This window comes from Trebonia kvetii, from assembly GCF_007827045.1.
Classification (GTDB): domain Bacteria; phylum Actinomycetota; class Actinomycetes; order Streptosporangiales; family Streptosporangiaceae; genus Trebonia; species Trebonia kvetii.
Map to the genome: position 1 here is coordinate 617,912 of NZ_RPFW01000004.1, position 15,883 is coordinate 633,794.

General features: G+C 69.6%; 18 protein-coding genes. 16 read left to right on the top strand and 2 right to left on the bottom strand.

All coding sequences use genetic code 11. The annotated features are described in order from the left end of the window. Positions 1-5: 5 nt before the first annotated feature. The 14 genes from pyrG to der all read left to right on the top strand — a co-directional run bounded on the left by pyrG (position 6) and on the right by der (position 12,647). The gene (gene pyrG, locus EAS64_RS22750) at positions 6-1,715 is read left to right on the top strand and encodes a CTP synthase (protein WP_281283301.1); all 1,710 of its coding nucleotides are present in this window, start codon (positions 6-8) and stop codon (positions 1,713-1,715) included. 15 nt (positions 1,716-1,730) lie between these two features. Further along, the gene (locus tag EAS64_RS22755) at positions 1,731-2,333 is read left to right on the top strand and encodes an NUDIX domain-containing protein (RefSeq protein WP_145855838.1); all 603 of its coding nucleotides are present in this window, start codon (positions 1,731-1,733) and stop codon (positions 2,331-2,333) included. 54 nt (positions 2,334-2,387) lie between these two features. Next, positions 2,388-3,503 carry an alanine dehydrogenase gene (ald, locus tag EAS64_RS22760; protein WP_145855839.1) on the top strand — a complete coding sequence of 372 codons (1,116 nt, stop codon included), beginning with the start codon at positions 2,388-2,390 and terminating at the stop codon, positions 3,501-3,503. A gap of 61 nt (positions 3,504-3,564) precedes the next feature. Beyond that, the gene (locus EAS64_RS22765; RefSeq protein ID WP_145856682.1) at positions 3,565-4,545 is read left to right on the top strand and encodes a site-specific tyrosine recombinase XerD; all 981 of its coding nucleotides are present in this window, start codon (positions 3,565-3,567) and stop codon (positions 4,543-4,545) included. A gap of 117 nt (positions 4,546-4,662) precedes the next feature. Further along, the gene (locus EAS64_RS22770) at positions 4,663-5,541 is read left to right on the top strand and encodes a ParA family protein (RefSeq protein ID WP_281283313.1); all 879 of its coding nucleotides are present in this window, start codon (positions 4,663-4,665) and stop codon (positions 5,539-5,541) included. Continuing rightward, complete coding sequence (locus EAS64_RS22775; RefSeq protein WP_187366108.1) at positions 5,541-5,906, top strand: hypothetical protein; 366 nt, start codon at positions 5,541-5,543, stop codon at positions 5,904-5,906. The genes EAS64_RS22770 and EAS64_RS22775 overlap by 1 nt, the downstream gene beginning before the upstream one ends. A gap of 68 nt (positions 5,907-5,974) precedes the next feature. Then, positions 5,975-6,835: a segregation and condensation protein A gene (locus tag EAS64_RS22780; protein ID WP_145856683.1), complete on the top strand. Its 861-nt coding sequence runs from the start codon at positions 5,975-5,977 to the stop codon at positions 6,833-6,835. Beyond that, complete coding sequence (scpB, locus tag EAS64_RS22785) at positions 6,832-7,554, top strand: SMC-Scp complex subunit ScpB (protein ID WP_145855843.1); 723 nt, start codon at positions 6,832-6,834, stop codon at positions 7,552-7,554. The genes EAS64_RS22780 and scpB overlap by 4 nt, the downstream gene beginning before the upstream one ends. Beyond that, positions 7,535-8,419, top strand: a complete 885-nt coding sequence (locus EAS64_RS22790; protein WP_145855845.1) for a pseudouridine synthase — start codon at positions 7,535-7,537, stop codon at positions 8,417-8,419. The genes scpB and EAS64_RS22790 overlap by 20 nt, the downstream gene beginning before the upstream one ends. 62 nt (positions 8,420-8,481) lie before the next feature. After that, a complete protein-coding gene (gene aroH, locus EAS64_RS22795) occupies positions 8,482-8,886 on the top strand; it encodes a chorismate mutase (protein ID WP_145855846.1) in 405 nt (134 codons plus the stop codon). Then, entirely contained in the window at positions 8,844-9,986 is a 1,143-nt protein-coding gene (locus EAS64_RS22800; RefSeq protein ID WP_145855848.1) for a prephenate dehydrogenase, read from the top strand. Before aroH ends, EAS64_RS22800 begins: the two co-directional genes overlap by 43 nt. 76 nt (positions 9,987-10,062) lie before the next feature. Beyond that, entirely contained in the window at positions 10,063-10,410 is a 348-nt protein-coding gene (locus tag EAS64_RS43740) for a DUF5302 domain-containing protein (RefSeq protein WP_187366109.1), read from the top strand. A gap of 89 nt (positions 10,411-10,499) precedes the next feature. Then, positions 10,500-11,192 (top strand): (d)CMP kinase, encoded by a 693-nt coding sequence (gene cmk / locus EAS64_RS22810; RefSeq protein WP_145855850.1) that lies wholly within the window; start codon positions 10,500-10,502, stop codon positions 11,190-11,192. A gap of 18 nt (positions 11,193-11,210) precedes the next feature. After that, complete coding sequence (gene der, locus EAS64_RS22815) at positions 11,211-12,647, top strand: ribosome biogenesis GTPase Der (RefSeq protein WP_145855852.1); 1,437 nt, start codon at positions 11,211-11,213, stop codon at positions 12,645-12,647. A 67-nt stretch (positions 12,648-12,714) separates the two neighbouring features. Here der and EAS64_RS22820 read toward each other — a convergent pair whose 3' ends face one another. Then, complete coding sequence (locus tag EAS64_RS22820) at positions 12,715-13,167, bottom strand: ATP-binding protein (RefSeq protein ID WP_145855853.1); 453 nt, start codon at positions 13,165-13,167, stop codon at positions 12,715-12,717. Positions 13,168-13,516: 349 nt separating this feature from the next. On the opposite strand from EAS64_RS22820, the gene EAS64_RS22825 reads away from it, so the two are divergent. Both EAS64_RS22825 and EAS64_RS22830 read left to right on the top strand, forming a co-directional pair. Then, positions 13,517-14,371 carry a helix-turn-helix domain-containing protein gene (locus tag EAS64_RS22825; protein WP_145855855.1) on the top strand — a complete coding sequence of 285 codons (855 nt, stop codon included), beginning with the start codon at positions 13,517-13,519 and terminating at the stop codon, positions 14,369-14,371. A gap of 70 nt (positions 14,372-14,441) precedes the next feature. Beyond that, positions 14,442-14,651, top strand: coding sequence for a DUF397 domain-containing protein (locus EAS64_RS22830; protein WP_145855857.1), 210 nt, complete (start codon positions 14,442-14,444; stop codon positions 14,649-14,651). On the opposite strand, the gene EAS64_RS22835 is transcribed toward EAS64_RS22830, so the two are convergent. Beyond that, positions 14,648-15,685, bottom strand: a complete 1,038-nt coding sequence (locus EAS64_RS22835) for a helix-turn-helix domain-containing protein (protein WP_342782065.1) — start codon at positions 15,683-15,685, stop codon at positions 14,648-14,650. The two genes, EAS64_RS22830 and EAS64_RS22835, sit on opposite strands and share 4 nt — an antisense overlap. Positions 15,686-15,883: the final 198 nt, after the last annotated feature.

A 15,883-nucleotide genomic window follows, 5' to 3' on the forward strand; every position in this document is an offset into this window, starting at 1 on the left:
TCATCTTGGCCGCTGCAGTGACTCAGTCAAGCCTAGCCTCACAAAGGCCCATCAAGACCAAGCACCTCTTTGTTACCGGTGGCGTCGCCTCGAGCCTTGGCAAGGGCCTCACCGCCTCCAGCCTCGGCCGCCTGCTGAAGATGCGCGGCCTGCGGGTCAAGATGCAAAAGCTCGACCCCTACCTCAACGTCGACCCTGGGACGATGAACCCGTTCCAGCACGGCGAGGTGTTCGTGACGGACGACGGCACGGAGACCGACCTCGACGTCGGCCATTACGAGCGGTTCCTGGACATCAGGCTGTCCGGCGAGGCGAACGTCACCACCGGCCAGATCTACTCCACCGTGATCGCGAAGGAACGGCGGGGCGAGTACCTCGGCGACACGGTGCAGGTCATCCCGCACATCACCAACGAGATCAAGGCCCGCATCCTCGCTATGGCCGGCCCCGACGTGGACGTGGTCATCACCGAGGTCGGCGGCACGGTGGGCGACATCGAGTCGCAGCCGTTCCTCGAGGCGATCCGCCAGATCAGGCACGAGATCGGCAGGGACCGGTGCTTCTTCATCCACGTTTCGCTGCTGCCCTACATCGGGCCGAGCGGTGAGCTGAAGACCAAGCCGACCCAGCACTCGGTGGCCGCGCTGCGGTCCATCGGCATCCAGCCCGATGTGATCGTGGCGCGCTCGGACCGGCCGATCAGCGACGGGCTCAAGCGCAAGATCAGCCTGATGTGCGACGTGGACGAGGAGGCGGTGGTCTCCACCCCCGACGCGCCGTCGATCTACGACATCCCGAAGGTGCTGCACGGCGAGGGCCTTGACGCCTATCTCGTCCGCAAGCTCCAGCTTCCGTTCCACGACGTCGACTGGTCCGCCTGGGACGATCTGCTGCGCCGGGTGCACCGTCCGGCCCGCTCGATCACCATCGCCCTGGTCGGCAAGTACGTGGACCTGCCCGACGCGTACCTGTCGCCGGCCGAGGCGCTCAAGGCCGGCGGCTTCGGCAACGATGCCAAGGTGACGATCCGCTGGGTGACGAGCGACGACTGCGAGAACCCCGACGACGCCGCGGGCCAGCTCGACGGCGTGGACGGGATTCTCATCCCCGGCGGCTTCGGCGTGCGCGGCATCGAGGGCAAAATCGGCGCCATCAGGTACGCCAGGGAGCACAAGATCCCGATCCTCGGGCTCTGCCTCGGCCTGCAGTGCATGGTCATCGAGGTCGCCAGGGACCTGGCGGGCATCGCGGCGGCGAACAGTGCCGAGTTCGACCCGCAGACACCCGACCCGGTGATCGCGACCATGGCCGACCAGCAGGACGTGGTCGCGGGGGACAGGGACATGGGCGGCACCATGCGCCTGGGCCTGTACCCGGCCAAGCTCACGCCGGGCTCCATCGTCAGCGAGCTGTACGGCGGCGCCGCGACCGTGGACGAGCGGCACCGGCACCGCTACGAGGTCAACAACGCCTACCGGGAGCGCCTCGAGGAGGCCGGCCTGGTCTTTTCCGGCCTGTCGCCGGACAGTCGCCTGGTGGAGTTCATCGAGCTGCCGCGCGACGTCCACCCGTTCTTCGTGGCCACTCAGGCGCACCCGGAGTTCCTGTCACGGCCGACCCGCCCGCACCCGCTGTTCTCCGGGCTGATCGCCGCCGCTCTCGCCCGGTCCAGGGCCGGCGAGAGCGGGGCCCGCGCTGTGGCGTCCGCCTCGTAGCCCTAGGCTTCGGCCATGGTCTCTGATCTCCCCCCGGACAGCTGGCCGGTAGCCGCCAGCGAGGAACAGTTCAGCAACTGGCTGATCGCGGTCAGGAACGACAAGGTCCGGCTGCCCGACGGCGAGCACGCCGACCGGACCGTGGTCACGCACATCGGCGCCGTCGCGGTCCTCGCGCTCGACGAGCAGGACCGGGTGCTGATGATCCGCCAGTACCGGCACCCGGTGGCCAGGGAGCTGTGGGAGATCCCGGCCGGGCTGCGCGACGTCTCGGGCGAGGCGCTCGTCGACACCGCGCGCCGTGAGCTGCTCGAGGAGACCGGGTACGCCGCACGCGAGTGGCAGGTGCTCATCGACTCCTACGCCTCGCCGGGGATCACAAACGAGCGGATCAGGATCTTCCTGGCCCGCGGGCTGGCCGCCGCGGAATCGGGGTATCAGCGGGTGGGCGAGGAGAAGTTCCTGCGCACCGCCTGGGTCCCGCTGACGGAGGCGATGCGGGCCGCACTCGCGGGAAAATTGCACAACGGCTCGACTATCCAAGGTGTTCTTGCTGGGTATATCGCAGCGACAGAAGGATTTTCAGGGCTTCGCCCCGCGGACGCGACGGAGGAGTAGCCGCGCTTGCGGCTGCCGCCACCGACCCCAGGGGCTTGACGGGAACGGTGACTCATGAAGGTCGGGGTGCCTCGCGAGGTCAAGAACAACGAGTTCCGGGTGGCGATCACGCCTGCGGGGGTGCACGAGCTTGTGCGCTCGGGTCACGAGGTGGTCATCGAGGCGGGCGCGGGCGAGGGGTCCTCGCTGCCCGATGAGGAGTTCACCGCGGCTGGTGCGGCGATCTTGCCCACCGCCGACGATGTGTGGGGCGCGGCCAACCTGGTGCTCAAGGTCAAGGAGCCGGTGCCCGAGGAGTACGAGCGGATGCGGGCGGGCCAGGTGCTGTTCACCTACCTGCACCTGGCCGCCTCCAAGGAGTGCACCGACGCGCTGCTGACCAGCCGCGTCACCGCGATCGCCTACGAGACCGTGCAGCTCGGCGACGGCTCGCTGCCGCTGCTGGCGCCCATGTCGGAGGTGGCGGGCCGGATGGCGCCGCAGGTGGGCGCGCACCACCTGCAGCGCGACGGCGGCGGCCGCGGCGTGCTGATGGGCGGCGTGACCGGGGTGTACGCGGCGAAGGTGGTCGTGCTCGGCGCGGGCATCGCGGGGATGAGCTCGGCGACGATCGCGCTCGGCATGCAGGCCGAGGTGCTGCTGCTGGACAAGAACGTCGCGCGGCTGCGCGGCGCGGATGCCATCTACCAGGGCTACTGCCAGACGGTCGCGTCGAGCGCCTACGAGGTCGAGCGGGCCGTGATCGACGCCGACCTGGTGATCGGCGCGGTCCTCGTCCCCGGCGCGAAGGCGCCCAAACTGGTCAGCAACGACCTGGTTTCCCGGATGAAGGCGGGCTCGGTGCTCGTCGACATCTCCATCGACCAGGGCGGCTGCTTCGAGGATTCCCGCCCGACCACCCACGACAATCCGACCTACCGGGTGCACGACTCGATCTTCTACTGCGTGGCGAACATGCCGGGCGCGGTCCCGCACACCTCGACCTACGCGCTGACCAACGTGACCCTGCCCTACACGGTGGAGATCGCCAACCGGGGCTGGCGCGATGCGCTGCGCAACGACGAGGCGCTCGCCCTTGGCCTGAACACCCACGACGGCGCAGTCACCTGCGCGCCGGTCGCCGAGGCGCACGGCATGACCTACACACCCGTCAGCGCGCTGCTCGGATAACAGCAACATTCGCGAAGCGCGACATGTCCTGCGGAGCGCGGCATGTCCCGTGCGGCGCGACATGTCGCGCGGAGCGCGGAGGCGACCGGCTACGATCCCCGGTGTGGTGAGCGTGGCGGAGGGGGTGCGCAGGTACCTCGAGCACCTGGTCGTTGAGCGCGGCCTCGCGGCCAACACGGTCGAGTCCTACGGGCGGGACCTGCGCCGGTACACCGCTGTGCTCGCCGCGCGCGGCAGGACCGACATCGCGGAGGTCACCGCGCTCGACGTCGCGGAATTCCGCGCCGCGCTCGCGGCGGGCGACGAGGAGCACCCGCCGCTGTCGGTGAGCTCGATCGGCAGGGCGGTCGTCGCGGTCCGCGGCCTGCACGCGTTCGCGCTCGCCGACCGCCTCGCCGCGGCCGACCCGGCGCGCGAGGTGACGCCGCCCGCACCCGCCAGGCGGCTGCCGAAGGCGATCAGCGTCGACGCGGTGGAGCGCCTGCTCGACGCAGCGGGGTCGACGGCGGACGCCGACCCGCGGGTGCTGCGGGACCGCGCCCTGCTCGAGTTTCTTTACGGCACGGGCGCGCGCATCTCCGAGGCGACGGGCCTCGACGTGGACGACCTCCATCACCTCGCGCGTGACCCGGCGGTGCTGCTGACGGGCAAGGGGAGCAAGCAGCGGTACGTGCCCGTCGGCAGTTACGCGGTCGCGGCGCTCGACGCCTACCTGGTCCGCGGCCGCCCCGCTCTCGCCGCGCGCACCGCGCGGAAGGCGAGTCCCGCGGTGTTCCTGAACGCCAGGGGAGGCCGGCTCACCCGCCAGGGCGCGTGGGGGATACTGCGCGAAGCGGCAACCCGTTCCGGCGAATCCGACGTATCACCGCATACCCTCAGGCACTCGTTCGCCACCCACCTGCTCGACGGCGGCGCCGATATCCGAGTCGTCCAGGAGTTGCTCGGACACGCCTCGGTGACGACCACTCAGGTCTACACTCTGGTGACAGTGGACAAGCTGAGAGAGGTCTACGCCGCCGCGCATCCGCGTGCATTTGGCTAGATAGCGGCACCCCCTGCGGCGCGCCTGCTTGAAAGCGCCGAGTCTGGGGCCTAGTGTCCCGAACAGTTCGCGACCTCTAGCCCCGGGAGGATTTCACTGGTGGCCGCATCGCGCGTAATAGAGCTTCTGCCGGGAGACATCGGTCCCACCGGCCGTCCCTTCCCTGCCTTCCCCGAGCCAAAGCCGCTTACCCAGCACGGACCAGCGCGAATTGTGGCGGTCTGCAACCAGAAGGGCGGCGTCGGCAAGACCACCACGACCATCAACCTGGGCGCCGCGCTCGCCGAGCAGGGCCGCAAGATGCTGCTCGTGGACTTCGACCCACAGGGCGCGCTTTCCGTCGGGCTCGGCATCCAGCCGCACGACATCGACTCCACGGTCTACAACGTGCTGATGGAGCGGGGCGTCAAGGCCAGCGATGTCATCTTCGAGACCGGCGTGGCCAACCTGGACCTGCTGCCGTCGAACATCGACCTGTCGGGCGCGGAGGTCCAGCTCGTTCACGAGGTCGGCAGGGAGTTCATCCTGGGCGGCGCGCTCAAGGAGGTCGTGCCCGACTACGACTACATCATGATCGACTGTCAGCCGTCGCTCGGCCTGCTGACGATCAACGCCCTCGCCTGTGCTGATAGCGTGCTCATCCCCCTGGAGTGCGAGTACTTCGCGATGCGCGGCGTGGCGCTGCTGATGGAGACCATCGCCAAGGTGCAGCAGCGGCTCAACCCCGACCTCAAGATCGACGGCCTGCTCGGCACCATGTACGATTCGCGCACTTTGCACACCAGGGAAGTGCTCGGCTCGATAGTGAACGGCTTTGGTGACAAAGTTTTCCATACGGTAATTAACCGCACCGTGCGCTTCCCGGACGCTACCGTTGCTGGTGAGCCCATCACGACGTTCGACACGTCATCGATGGGGGCTAGTTCCTATCGTGAACTCGCCAAGGAGGTACTCGACCGGTGGCAGCAGGACGGGGACGGTCGCGCCGGGGCGTAATGCCCGGCGTAGCGGAGCTGTTGCGCCCCGCGGTGCCGCTGCCAGAAACCTCCGATGAACGCCAGGCGACGGGCAGGGAAAGGCACGACCAGAAGATCACCGTCTACCTGTCGGCCGGCGAACTACTTGACTTGGAGCATGCCCGGCTGAAGCTGCGCCGCTTCGGATTCGTGGTGGACAGAGGGCGCCTGGTGCGCGAGGCGATCGCCATCCTGCTCGCCGACCTCGACGCGCGGGGCAAGGACAGCCTGGCGGCGCGCCGCATCCGGAGTGAGCCAGACGAGACCAAGGAAGCCGGCGCGGACGAGCGGGACCATGATGAGGACACGGAAATTCCGGAGAGCACGGTACCGTCGTTAGCGTGAGCACGACTGCTGGTGGCGCCGTGACCGGGGACCTGACCTCCTCTGGCGAGGCGGGAGATGCCTCGCGGGTGGTACGGGGGGTCGCTCCCCCGGGAGACGACCGCACCGCGGGATTCGAGGTGCACCTCGACGTCTTCGAGGGCCCGTTCGACCTGCTGCTCGGCCTGATCTCAAAACACAAGCTCGACATCACCGAGGTCTCGCTCTCCAAGGTCACCGACGAGTTCATCGCCTACATCAGGCATCGCTCAGGCGGGTGGGACCTGGACCAGGTCAGCTACTTCCTCGTCGTCGCCGCCACCCTGCTCGACCTGAAGGCGGCCAGGCTGCTGCCCTCTGGCGAGGTCGAGGACGAGGAGGACCTGGCGCTGCTTGAGGCCCGCGACCTGCTGTTCGCGCGGCTGCTTCAGTACCGCGCCTACAAGGAGGTCGCCGCCATCTTCGCCGGGCGGATGGCGGAGGCGGCCAGGCGGTTCCCGCGCCGGGTGCCGCTCGAGCCGCGGTTCGCGGAACTGCTTCCTGAAGTCCTGTTCGCCATCGGGCCACAGGAATTCGCGGCGCTCGCCGCCCGAGCGCTCACCCCCAAGGCCCCGCCGACGGTGTCCGTGGAGCACATCCACGCCCCCTTCATCTCGATCAGGGAGCAGGCCGTGCTCATCGCCGGACGGCTGCGCGACCTGGGCAAGGCGAGCTTCCGCCAGCTGTCAGCGGGTGCGACGGGTAACTACGAGATCGTCGCCTCGTTCCTCGCGCTGCTCGAGCTGTACCGCGAGGACGTGGTGGGGTTCGAGCAGCTCACACCTCTCGGCGACCTGTACGTGACCTGGACGGGCGGGGACCGCGAGGTCCGGCTCGACCCGCCGGGCGCCAGGGACGGCGACGCGGTCCCGACCTCCGCAACGGAAACCGAAGAAGAAGACTATCTATGACGAGCGATTTCACCGCCGACGACCACCAGGCCGACGACCGCCAGGCCGATGAGGGCCCAGCCGATGGCGGCCCCGCCGTTGACGGCTCTGCCGGCGACGGCGAGATCCAGGCGCCGGACGCGACGCTGGAGCCCGACCCGGACGAGCTGACCGCGGACGTCGACGACGGCCCTGGGCTGCGCGCCAGCCTGGAGGCGATCCTGCTGGTCGCCGACGAGCCGGTGCCCGAGGTGCTCATCGCCCAGGTGCTCGAGCGGCCAAGGCACGAGGTCGCCCAGGGCCTGCGCACCCTCGCGGCGGAGTACACGGCCGATGGCCGCGGATTCGACCTGCGGGAGATCGCGGGCGGCTGGCGCTTCTATACTCGGGAGGACTGCGCCCCGCTCGTCGAGCGGTTCGTCAGGGACGGCCAGGAGGTACGGCTTACCCAGGCGGCGCTCGAGACCCTGGCCGTCATCGCCTACCGGCAGCCGGTCGGCAGGGCCCGGGTCTCCGCGGTGCGCGGCGTCAACTGTGACGGCGTGATCAGGACGCTCGTGCTGCGCGGGCTCGTCGAGGACTCGGGTACCGACCCGGAGACCGGCGCGATCCTGTACCGTACCACCGGCTACTTCCTCGAGCGCCTTGGCATGGCGTCGCTTGACGAGCTGCCGGACCTGGCGCCGTTCCTGCCGGAGAACATCGAGGACATCGAGGACAATGAACGCACGCGGGCGTAGCGGGAGCGGCCCCGACACTCCTATCGAGCTGTCGCCGGAGGCGCGGGCCCGCCTGCGGGCGCTGCGCAGCATGGGTCTGGACGACGATCGTGACGACTTCGCCGCCGACGCGGGCGAGCGGGACGACCTCGCCGACGTCCCCGGCGGCGTCCGGCTGCAGAAGGTGCTCGCCGGGGCTGGTGTCGGCAGCAGAAGGCACTGCGAGGAACTGATCGGCGCGGGCCGGGTCGAGGTGGACGGCCAGGTCGTCCGCCGGTTCGGCGCGCGCGTCGACCCCGAGCACCAGATCATCCGGGTAGACGGCAAGCGGATTCCGGCCCGCCAGGACATCGTGTACCTGGCGTTCAACAAGCCACGCGGCGTGCTGACCGCCATGTCGGACGACCGTGGACGCAAGACGATCGTCGATTTCCTCGGTGACCGCGCCGAGCGCCTCTTCCACGTCGGGCGGCTCGACTACGACACCGAGGGCCTGATGCTGCTCACCAATGACGGCGAGCTCGCGCACCGGCTCGCCCACCCCAGCTACGAGGTCGCCAAGACCTACTGGGCGGAGGTTCCCGGTCCGGTCCCGCGTGACCTCGGCCGCCGCCTGCAGGCCGGCGTCGAGCTGGAAGACGGCGTCGCGGTCGCCGACAAGTTCCGCGTCCTTGAGCAGTCGGGTAACCGCGCCATGGTGGAGATCACGCTGCATGAGGGCCGCAAGCACATCGTGCGCCGCATGCTCGCCGAGGTCGGCCACCCGGTCAGCCGGCTGCTGCGCACCACGGTCGGGCCGATTAAGCTTGGCACCCTCCGCCCCGGCGCGACCAGGGACCTCACCACCAAGGAGATCGGCGAGCTGTACGCCGCCGTAGGCCTCTAGGCGGTGCGAGGCCGCAAGGCAGTGCGGCGGGCGAAGCAGTCTCATTGTTAGGAGTTGGAAACGTGACAGTCCGGGCTATTCGAGGCGCGATCCAGGTCGACGCGGACGACAGGGACGCCATACTCGAAGCCACTGCCGAACTGGTCACCGCGGTGATGACACGCAACGACCTGACACCCGACGACGTGATCAGCGTCCTGTTCACCGTGACCCCCGACCTGACGTCCGAGTTCCCCGCGCTCGCCGCCCGCAAGCTCGGCTTCCACGCGGTGCCGCTGATGTGCGCGACGGAGATCCCGGTCAGGGGCGCGATGCCGCGCGTGGTCCGCCTCATGGCCCACGTGGACACCGACCGCACGCGCGCGCAGATCCAGCACGTGTATCTGCGCGGCGCGGCCGGCCTTCGCCTGGACATCGCCCAGTTATGGCGGCGCCGGCCAGAGTGCTCGTCCGCGGGACTGGGCTGATCGGCACCTCGCTCGCGCTCGCCCTGCGCGACAAGGGGACCGAGGTCTTCTTGAGCGACGCCGACCCGGCGGCGGCCAGGCTCGCCGCCGACCTCGGGGCCGGCACGGTGCTGCCCGACCTGCGCGACGGCAAGGGGATCGCGGACGTAGCGGTGCTGGCGATGCCGCCCGCCCTGGTCGGCGAGGAGCTGTCATTCGCACAGGAATGCGCGGTCGCCGATCTCTACACCGATGTCGCGAGCGTCAAGGTGCTGCCGGTCGCCCGCGCCCGCGCGCTCGGCTGCGACCTGGAGTCCTTCGTGCCCGGGCATCCGCTGGCGGGACGGGAGCGGCACGGGCCAGCGGCGGCGCAGGCGGACCTGTTCCTCGGCCGCACCTGGGCGCTGTGCCCGCTGCCGGAGACCTCGCCGCACGCCATGGACGTGGTGACCGCACTCGTGGTGGCGGCCGGAGCCGATCCCGTGGTCACCGAGGCCGCGACCCATGACCGCTGGGTCGCGCTCGTCTCGCATGCGCCGCATCTGGTGGCGACCGCCATGGCCGCGAGGCTCGCGCCCGCCGACATCCCAGGCGACGCCCTCCGGCTGGCAGGCCAGGGGCTGCGGGACGTCACCAGGGTCGCGGCGGGCGACAGCGCGCTCTGGGCCCAGATCCTGTCCGCGAACGCCGGGCCGGTCGCCGAGGTGGTCGCCGCCGTCGCACAGGACCTGGCCGAGGTGGCACGGCTGCTCGCGCCGTCCGGGCACACCCCGGGCGACGTCCCGCCGTCCGGCGCCCCGGTTGCCGGTGAACCGACGAACGAGGCGGCCGGCGTGACCGCGCTGCTCGATCGTGGCAGGGCCGGGGTCGGCCGCATCCCCGGCAAGCACGGCGGCCAGCCCCGGAAGTTCACCGTGGTGCAGGTCGTCATCGCCGACCGTCCAGGCGAGCTGGCCCGCCTGTTCAACGCGGCGGGCGCGGCAGGAGTGAACATCGAGGACATCCGCCTTGAGCACTCGCCCGGCCTTCCCGTCGGCGTCGCGGAACTGTCGGTCCGGCCCGATCAGGCGGCCACGCTGCTCGACGCGATGGAGGACGGCGGCTGGCCGGTCCGCCGCTAGCCCGCCGCTGGCCGGGGGTGCGCGTCGCGGTTAATGGTTCGCGCGAACCCGCCAGGGGTGTGCGAAGCTAGATCCCATGACGAAGAGCGCGAAGCAGGGCACCGGGAAGGCACCGGCGGAATCCGCCGAGACGGAGTCCGCCGCGACCAAGGCCGCGACGGACGGGCAGGGTGCAGAGCCCGCCGGTGAAACAGTGCACGGAGGCGACACAGTGCAGGCGGCCCAGGAAGACAAGGCAGGGCAGGACGCGGAGACCGATGCTCCCGACCTCGACGAGACCAAGCGCAAGTTCCGTGAGGCACTCGAGCGCAAGCACCAGGCGCACAACGAAGGCCAGGGCAAGGGCGGCAAGGACGGCGGCAAGATCAGCGGCGCCCACGGTCCGGCGGCCAGCCGCCGCAACTTCCGCCGCAAGAGCGGCTGAGGCCTTGACGGCCGGGGCACGCCCCGGCCGTCAAGCCCCCGCGAGGAGCGCCGGGGAAACGATGTCCCCGCCTTCGGTACCATTTCTGGGTGGGAGTCTCCTCGCCGCGCGGCCTCGTCATCGCCATCGACGGCCCGTCCGGTTCCGGCAAGTCAAGCGCATCCAAGGGCGTCGCCCGTGCGCTCGGTCTGCGCTACCTGGACACCGGAGCGATGTACCGGGCGCTGACCTGGTGGTTCATTGCCCAGAAGGCCGACACGAGCGACGAGGCGGTGATCGCCGCCCGCGCGGCGGAGCCGGTCATCGAGGTTTCCGCCGATCCTGACGACCCGTGGACCCGCGTCAACGGCACGGACGTGTCCCTGGACATCCGCACGGTGCAGGTATCCTCACAAGTCAGTGCCGTAGCCAGGGTGCCCGCGGTCCGCGAGCACCTGATCGCGCGGCAGCGGGCGATCATCGCGGATGCCGCAGACGGGATCGTGGCCGAGGGCCGCGACATCGGCACCGTGGTGGCGCCCGCGGCACAGCTCAAGGTGTTCCTTACCGCCGACCCGAGCGCGCGGGCCCGCAGGAGGGCCGCGGAGATCAGCGCCGACACCGCAGAGACCGAGGCGGCGCAGGCCAGGCGGGACCGGCTGGACGCCGCCCAGTCCGAGAAGGCGGCAGACGCACTGCTCCTTGACGCCACCGACCTGACACTCGAACAGGTCATCGATGAGATCGCCCGGCTGGCGCGTGAGCGCAGCGGCCTGGCTTGCGCGGGGGATAAGAGCAGTTGATGGGGGAGAGAACGCACCATGACGGACACTGACGCCGGCGACGACGGCTGGGTAGACATCGGCGACGATTTCGCGGACGCACCCGAGGCCGGCGACAAGGACGCGGGCGCGGGCCTCGGGACGCCAGGACAGCCGGTGCTCGCCGTGGTCGGCCGCCCCAACGTGGGCAAGTCCACCCTGGTCAACCGGATCCTCGGCTCCCGCCAGGCGGTCGTGCAGGACGTCCCAGGCGTCACCAGGGACCGGGTCGCCTACGACGCCAACTGGCGCGGCAGGCAGTTCACCCTGGTGGACACCGGCGGCTGGCTCGCCAAGGCGCAAGGCCTCGCCGCCCAGGTCGCGGAGCAGGCAGAGATCGCGGTCGGCCTCGCGGACGCGGTGCTGTTCGTGGTCGACGCGCGGGTCGGCGCCACCGACGAGGACGAGGCGGTCGCCCGCGTGCTGCGCCGGGCGGGCAAGCCGGTGGTGCTCGTCGCCAACAAGGTGGACGACGCGCGCAGCGAGGCGGACGCGCAGTCGCTGTGGTCGCTGGGGCTCGGTGAGCCCATCATGGTCTCCGCCATGCACGGCCGGGGCAGTGGCGACATGCTCGACCTGGCGCTCGAGGCGCTGCCCGAGGCGCCGCCCGAGCGGATGGGCGAGGGCGGACCGCGCCGCGTGGCGCTCATCGGCCGACCCAATGTCGGCAAGTCCTCCCTGCTCAACAAGCTGGCAGGTGAGCAGCGCGCGGTCGTCGACTCCGTGGCGGGCACGACTCGCGACCCCGTGGACGAGCTGATCGAGCTCGGCGGGACCACCTGGCGCTTCGTGGACACCGCGGGCATCAGGCGCCGGTTCAGGGAGAGCCAAGGCGCGGACTACTACGCCACGCTGCGCACCCAGTCGGCGCTGGACAGGGCCGAGGTCGCGGTGGTGCTGATCGACGCGAGCGAGCCGCTGACCGAGCAGGACCTGCGGATCCTCACCATGGTGACCGAGGCGGGCCGTGCCCTGGTCATCGCGTACAACAAGTGGGACCTGACCGACCAGGAGCGCAGGGACTACCTTGAGGCGGAGATCGACCGCCAGCTGTACCACGTCCGCTGGGCGCCGCGCGTCAACATCTCCGCCTCGACGGGGCGGCACGTGGAGCGGCTGGTCCCGGCGATCGAGCAGGCTCTCGACGGGTGGGAGCAGCGGATCTCCACCGGCCAGCTCAATGCCTGGCTGAACGCCCTGATCGCCGCCACACCGCCGCCGTTGCGGGGCGGCAAGCAGCCCCGGGTGCTGTTCGCCACCCAGGCGGGCACCAAGCCGCCGCACTTCGTGCTGTTCACCACCGGCTTCCTCGAGGAGACCTACCGCCGGTTCATCGAGCGGAAGCTCCGCGAGGAGTTCGGCTTCGCAGGCACGCCGGTCAAGCTCACGATGCGGCTGCGCGAGAAGCGCGGCAAGAACGCGGCCCGGCGGTCCTGATAGCGGGCTTGGGCCCCGCCGCCGGCCCGCCATCACCGACCGCCGGCATGCGGTGCGGAACCAGCGGCTAGCCGCCTTCGGCGCGGCCCGCGAGGTGGAACCAGACCGTGGTGCCGCCCGGTTCGCGCAGGAACCCCCACTGGGCGGCCATCTGCTGCACTAGATACAGGCCATGCCCGTTCTGCGCGAGCAGGTCGCTCCTGACCACTGGCGTGCCGGCCGATGAACCCTCGTCGATCACCTCGATGAGCACTCCGTCGGGCACGTCCACGATGACGATCGTCACCGTGCCGGCGGGCCTGCCAGACGCGGTGTGCCTGATCGCGTTCGTGACCAGCTCAGACGTCAGTAAGGTGGCCGCGTCGGAATCGACGCTGTCCCCCTTGCCCGCGGCGGCCAGCGCCCGCGTGACGAAGGTTCGGGTTCGGCGGACCTGTTCCGGCCTGCCGGGTATCGTCAGCGAATCAAGGACCGCGTTCCGCCGCCCAGGGACCGGCCAGCTCCTCACGGGGGTTTCCATCTGCGCATGCCTCCCGATCTAGCGCATTCGGACATTTCCAATTCTTTGCAGAAGCAATTTTCCACAAGAACCAATTGTCCGGTTTACGGTGCTTGACAGGTGCAATCCCGGCTGTCATTGCCACCACCCGTTGCCGGCCGGGACCTCTACGATCATGCAGGTGCAAGCGCACGCCACGCAAGTGCGCAGGGCAAAATAGGCATATGAAATCGCGAGTGAGATTTCTGTCCCCTGCATTTTCCCTGTATGGTGCTGCTTGTCGCCCACAAACCGATCATCATCGGTACTGACGCCTTGCTCAGGACGAGCAGAGGATGGCGATGCCCACTTTGGAGGAGGTGGCTCCGCGATGACCACCGGTCCGACCGTACGCCGGCGGCGCCTCGGTACCGAGCTGCGCAAGCTCCGCGAAGCCTCGGGTTACAAGCTGGAGGAAGTGGCGTTGCAGCTCGGCGTCGCGCCTTCCACCCTGTCCAGGATCGAGACCGGCAAGGCGCCCACCAAGTCGGCGTACCTGAGCCAGATGCTCGAGGCGTACGGGGTCGATGATCCCGCGCAGCGCCAGATCCTTGTCGACATGGCGCGGGAGGGGCACCGCAAGGGCTGGTGGGCCGCCTACGACGACGTCCTGCCGAGCGGGTTCGACATTTACGTGGGGCTGGAGGCGGAGACGACCGCCGTCCGCGGCTACGAGATCTCTGTGGTGCACGGGCTGTTGCAGACGCCCGACTACGCGCGCGGCGTGCTGCGCGAGATGTTCCCGCGGCATCCGCTCGACCAGATCGAGCGCATGGTCGACCTGCGGCTCGAACGGCAGCGGCGGTTCGACGAGGACCCGCCGCTCGAGCTGTGGGCCATTCTCGACGAGGCGGCCATCAGGCGGCCCGTCGGCGGCCCGACGGTGATGCGCCGCCAGCTCAAGCACCTCATTGAGATGGCGGAGCGCCCGGGGCTGACCGTGCAGGTGCTGCCATTCTCCTGCGGCGCCCACGCGGGGCACGGCGGAGCGTTCTCCATCCTCGAGTTCCCGAGCAGAACCGACGCCGAGGTCGTCTACGTGGAGTCTGTGGCGGGAATCATCTACCTGGAAAAGGACCGCGACGTGCGGGCCCGTGCCGAGGCCTTCGACCGGCTTCGCGCCGCGGCGCTCGCACCGGGTGCGTCCGCCGACCTGATCGAACAGGTCGCACAAGAGCTGATCTGAAGCCGTGACGGCTGGGGTGGTCGCCACGGAGTGCCCGGAAAGGAAATAACCGACAAAGAGAGGAAAGCAGATGGAACTGAGCCTGGGCGACCTGCACTGGTTCAAGAGCAGCGCAAGCGCAGCCGGCAATTGTGTCGAAATCGCGCACCTGCCCGGCGGTGGCGTGGCGGTTCGTGACTCAAAGGACCGCGCCAAGACGCCGCACGTCTACACTCGCGGCGAATGGGAGGCGTTCCTGATCGGCGCCAAGAAGGGCGAATTCGACCTGCCGCTCGCCTAACACCGCGACGGGGGACGGGGCCCTGCCAGCCGCAGCGGGGTCCCGGCCTTTCTCCCGGCGTACAGCGGTAACTCCTCGTCCGCCCGCTCGAGTTCTGCCTGTTCTGCCTCTGCCTGCTCGAGCCCGGCGATGATCTCGTCGATGAGGCGCGGCGTCTCGCGCGGCTCGTACGCCACGATGGAAAGCCGCTCCATGGCCAGCAGGTACCGGTCCACCTCGTTCTGCTTGTCGAGGTAGAGCGCGCTCGTCAGGTTCTCGACGTAGACGACGTCGGGCAGGTCGCGCTCGGCGAACCGCAGGATGGCGAACCCGGTCGGTGCCGCGTGCCCGCCCGCGCCGTACGGGATGATCTGCAGGGTGAGGGTGGGGTTCGCGGAGCACTCGCGCAGGTACCGCAGCTGCTCAAGCTGGACCCTGATCCCGGCGACGGGCCGCCGCAGCACTGCCTCGTCGAGCACGATCCACAGTTTGAGCCGGCCTTCGCGGAACCGGCGCTGCCGCTCCTTGCGCAGCACCACGAGCCGCTCGGCCAGCTCGATCGGGTGGTCGCCGAGCGAGATGACCGCCGTGGCATACTCCTCCGTCTGCAGCAGGCCGGGGATGAACTGCGACTCGTACACCCGGATCGACCGCGCCGCCTCTTCCATGCCGACGTAGGCCTGGAACCAGTCGGGCAGGATGTCGTTGTAGCGGTGCCACCAGCCGGGCTTGTTGGACTGCTCGGCAAGCGTGAGCAGTTGCTCGCGGTCTTGTGCCTCCACGCCGTAGAGCGTCAGCAAGTCCAGGACGTCGATCTCCCTGATCGCGTTCCTGCCGAGCTCGATGCGGCTGATCTTGGATTCCGAAGCCCTGATCTTGGCGGCCGCCTGCCGCGCGGTGATGCCGCGTGCCTCCCGGAGCCGGCGCAGCTGTGACCCGAGCAGGATGCGTAGGACGGTAGGCCCGTCAGAAGAGTCAGGCACGCCGCCGACCTCCTCGTTGTCCGGGTGCCGCGCGGCAGGAGTGCACGCAGGGCTCTTCGCGTCGATATCCACCGGTAGCGCGCTATTGCGTTTGGCCGGGTCCGCTCGCGCGCACGCAACCCAATGATATCGTCAACGGCGATTCCATGTTGGCTAGCCAACCTTCACATTACCGTTTATGACCGGCCATCGCACACCGGTTCCCCCGCCAAACCCGGGACGCGCTTGGCGAGCCCCCAAAGCTCTGTGCATGCACAAAGCTGCGCAGCT